This window comes from Allocoprococcus comes, from assembly GCF_013300725.1.
Lineage (GTDB): Bacteria > Bacillota > Clostridia > Lachnospirales > Lachnospiraceae > Allocoprococcus > Allocoprococcus comes_A.
Genome location: NZ_JAAIMM010000053.1, coordinates 1 through 4,193, shown reverse-complemented (window position 1 = coordinate 4,193; position 4,193 = coordinate 1). Strand labels below are relative to the sequence as shown.

Genomic DNA, 4,193 nt, shown 5'->3' with positions numbered 1-4,193 from the left:
AAAGAAATTTAACACAAATAAGCGGTTGAAAGATAAGAAACAAATAGGATATAATAACCCATAGATATTCAGGAAGGGAGGAAATCTTTCATGCAAAAAGTAATTAGTATCGGGAAACAGAATTTTGTATCTCTTCGGGAAAATGATTGTTTTTATATTGATAAAACAGATCTGATCTGTATGTGGTGGGAATCAAAAGATGAAATTACTTTGATCACCAGACCGCGTAGATTTGGAAAAACATTGAATATGAGTATGCTGAATTGTTTCTTTTCCAATCAATTTGCAGGACGGGAAGACCTTTTTAAAGGATTGGCAGTCTGGAAAAAGGAAAAATATCGTAAAATGCAGGGAACCTATCCGGTAATTTTTCTGAGTTTTGCCGCAATTAAAGGCAGTAATTATGAAGATGCCAGAGATGGGATTATCATGGCGATCAATGAAGCCTATTCAGAACACAGATATCTGCTTGAAAGTAATGAACTTACGGATGGTGAGAGGAAATGCTTTGAAGAGTTAGATTATTATGCAAAAAATCCAGGAATCAAAAAACAGGTGGCAAATGATACCATTTGTAATGCAATTAAAAATCTCGCAAATTGCCTCAGTCGATATTATAAAAAGAAGGTTATCATTTTGTTAGACGAATATGATACCCCGATGCAGGAGGCGTATCTGCATGGATATTGGCGGGAATTTACAGCATTTATAAGAAATTTTTTCAATGCAACTTTTAAAACCAATCCCTATCTGGAAAGAGCAGTTTTGACAGGAATAACACGAGTATCCAAAGAGTCGGTATTTTCCGATCTGAATAATCTGAACGTTGTGACCACAAGTTCTACAGAATATGAAACCAGCTTTGGTTTCACAGAAGAAGAGGTTTTTCAAGCTTTAGAAGATTTAAAGATGGGAGAACAAAAAGAACTGGTAAAGTCCTGGTATGATGGTTTTGTATTTGGAAATACGCATGATATCTATAATCCTTGGTCAATTACTAATTTTTTAGATAAAAAACAGGTCCGTCCTTATTGGGCAGATACCAGTTCAAATAGTATGATTGATGAACTGATTCGAAAAGCTTCCACAGACATCAAAGAAAAGATGGAAGAATTGCTGCAGGGAAAAGAAATCGTAGTTAATTTTGATGAACAAATCGTATTTGAGCAGCTTGATCAAGATGAGAATGCAATCTGGAGCCTGATGCTGGTAAGTGGTTATCTGAAAGCAGAGCAGATAGAATATCGGGGCGTTTTGTTAGAGCCATGGTATCATCTGCGAATCACCAATCTGGAAACAACAGCAATGTTTACAACTATGTTTAAAGGATGGTTCGCAAAGAATCAATCCAATTATAATCAGTTCATGAAGGCATTATTAAGTGATGATATAGATGCTATGAACTATTATATGAATCAGATTATAATGACAACATTCAGTTATTTTGATGTAGGACAAAATGAACCGGAACGATTTTATCATGGATTTGTTCTGGGACTCATTGCGGATCAGACTGATATCTATGAGATTCGGTCGAACAGAGAAAGTGGTTTTGGGCGTTATGACGTGATGATGATTCCTAAAATAAAAGAAACAAAAAAGTATCCGGCGATTATTATGGAATTTAAAGTGAGAAATATAAAAAGAGAAGAATCGTTGGAAGACACTGTGCAGACGGCACTGACACAGATTAAAGAAAAATGTTATGATGCAGAACTATATGACAGAGGTCTAAAAAAAGAAGAGATTCATCATTATGGTTTTGCATTTGAAGGAAAAAAAGTATTGATAGGATAAAAAGAAGAAAGTCAAACTGCTATTGCGATTTAAAACTTTTTCATATAGCAGTTTGACTTTATCCGTTTTATAGATTAATGTAAATAAAATCCCAGATCCAATATACATTCCGGAGGCAGATATTCTCGCGGAATATTCACAAGTGCAGTAATTTTCCATAAGATACCAAATCCAATCAGAATGAGTAGCATTCCTCTGACACATTTTCTATAATCTCCGGCAGGAAACTTATACAAATCTTTAATTCCAAAAGCAAAGATAAAAATTAAAATCAGGACGGTTATTCCAAACAAAAAGAAAAAAGATTTTTGCTTTTCTAAAATACGTCTGTTTTCACCAGACTGTTTTTTATGTTCCCCTTCCTGATCGATGGTGACTTCATCTCCATCTTTTAATGGATATGTAGACCATTTTATGATCTGCAAAAGTTGTCCTTTTTCATCTTTTTCTTCCGGAAGAAGAATACTATCTGCGGTTATGGAAAGAGGATCGACAGCCTTTGAAAAGGCGAGAAATTTTGTTCCGAATACTCCTTCTTGCTCTGCCAGATAAAAAATCATATTTGTATCGGTATTATAGCAACTTTTGGGAATACGGATGGTAGAATTAAGCTTTTCTTCTTCTGTCTGACTGATCGTTGCAATCTCTACAGGTATCTGCATCCATTTTTCTATACGGATGGATAAAATAGTACAGATCATTAAAGAAATCAGGATCATACATCCGGCATTCCAGGTTTTCTTTTTCATCATTTTATCAACTCCATAAAATATCTTTTAGTCCATCCGTCAATTCTGTATTGTAATATAAAAAGAAAAATGTCACTGGAAGTAAACATAGTAGACCACAGACGGATTGAATTCCAACAGCATTTTGATTGAGTGATGCGAGAAAAACAGAAAGGGGATAGTCGGTTTCTTTTTCGAGAAAAAGGATAGGCTGTTCAACCATATTCCAGCTTTCTGTAAATACTAATATAAATAATGTGATAACGGCAGGTTTTGAATTTGGAACTATAATATAGCGAATCATTTGTAGCTGATTTACGCCATCCATTCTTGCGGCATCAAGTGTAGAATCTGGGATTGCCTGGAAAACGAAAGTAAGCCATACAGTTCCAAAAGGTGAAAATATTGCAGGGATTATCAAAGCTTTCCAACTGTTTAAAAGTTTTAGTTTTTCTAATAAAATATAATTCGGCAGCAGTGTTACCTGAATCGGTAAAATCATAAATAGTGCAAATAGTATAAACCAGAATTTTTTCAGAGGAAAAGAATATTTTGCAAATGCTGTTCCTGACATACAGGAAAAAAGGGTTTGTCCTGCCGCAATCATCAGACACATGGCAAGGCTTCTCCAAAATTTTATCAGATAATCAGGTTTTGCCAGAAAAACTTTATAATAATTCATCAGAGAAAATCCGGTATCTGAATGAAAAACTGAAAATACAATCAGATAGATAATTGGAAATAAAAAAATAAAGGCTATGATCGAAAAAACAAAGAGCCGGGTGTACTGTTTGTACTTATGCATCGGCAGTCCTCCTCTTTAGAAAATAGTATATCATATAGATAAGACCACTTAGAAAAAGAATAAATACGGTAATAATAGTTGCACTGGCGGAAACCTTTTGGTAATTCAGATTTTGTAAATTATTATTCATAAAATGTTGTAAAAAATAAATACTGTTGTCTGGATGAGTTCCGCCAAGTAAAAAGGCTTCTCTGTAGCATTTAAACGCATTCATTATGGAGAGTATTAATGTAAAAAGGATAACCGGAAACAATATAGGACAGGTAATATAATAAAAGCTCTGCCATTTTCCGGCTCCGTGAAGACTGGCATATTCATAATATTCTTTCGGAATCATCTGAAGTCTGGAAGAATAAATGAAAATATAATATCCAACAAATTTCCAGAAATATAAAATACAGATAATCCAAAAAGCGCTTGATGTATGAAGCCAGTCTTTTTCAGGAAGATAAAAAAAGTTTAGTATCAGATTCAAAAAACCATTATTTTTGAAAAAAAACTGGATGACTAAAACTATAGATGCGATTGGCATGATGATTGGATAAAGAAAAGAGAGTCGGAAAATTTTCTGACCTTTCGTAATCTGTTGTAAAATTACAGAAATACAGAGAGCTGTCCCTAAAGTAACTGGTATTGTAACAAGCATATATTTACAAGTGTTTTTTACTGCCAGTAAAAACATTGTATTTTTAAATAGTTCTTTATAATTATCAAGACCTACAAATTCGCGTTTTCCGATACCAAAAGAAACAGAATACCACAAAACAATCAAAAATGGGATCAGATAAAAGAAAAGAAATCCTGATATTGGTGTGCTACCTGTCAAGAGGACAATAAAAAATAATAAATTTTTGTATCGTCAG

General features: G+C 33.8%; 4 protein-coding genes. 1 reads left to right on the top strand and 3 read right to left on the bottom strand.

Going from position 1 to position 4,193, the window contains the following annotated elements; all coding sequences use genetic code 11:
• The first annotated feature begins 90 nt into the window (after window positions 1–90).
• Window positions 91–1,797, top strand: a complete 1,707-nt coding sequence (locus G4407_RS15780) for an AAA family ATPase (protein ID WP_173689637.1) — start codon at window positions 91–93, stop codon at window positions 1,795–1,797.
• Window positions 1,798–1,871: 74 nt separating this feature from the next.
• Here the strand turns inward: G4407_RS15780 and G4407_RS15775 are convergent, their stop codons facing one another.
• The 3 genes from G4407_RS15775 to G4407_RS15765 are packed head-to-tail and all read right to left on the bottom strand — an operon-like array spanning window position 1,872 to window position 4,102.
• Window positions 1,872–2,549: a hypothetical protein gene (locus tag G4407_RS15775; protein ID WP_008374417.1), complete on the bottom strand. Its 678-nt coding sequence runs from the start codon at window positions 2,547–2,549 to the stop codon at window positions 1,872–1,874.
• Window positions 2,550–2,553: 4 nt separating this feature from the next.
• Entirely contained in the window at window positions 2,554–3,330 is a 777-nt protein-coding gene (locus G4407_RS15770) for a carbohydrate ABC transporter permease (protein ID WP_022220100.1), read from the bottom strand.
• On the bottom strand, window positions 3,323–4,102 hold the full coding sequence (locus tag G4407_RS15765) for a carbohydrate ABC transporter permease (protein WP_173689636.1): 780 nt from the start codon (window positions 4,100–4,102) through the stop codon (window positions 3,323–3,325). Before G4407_RS15765 ends, G4407_RS15770 begins: the two co-directional genes overlap by 8 nt.
• Window positions 4,103–4,193: the final 91 nt, after the last annotated feature.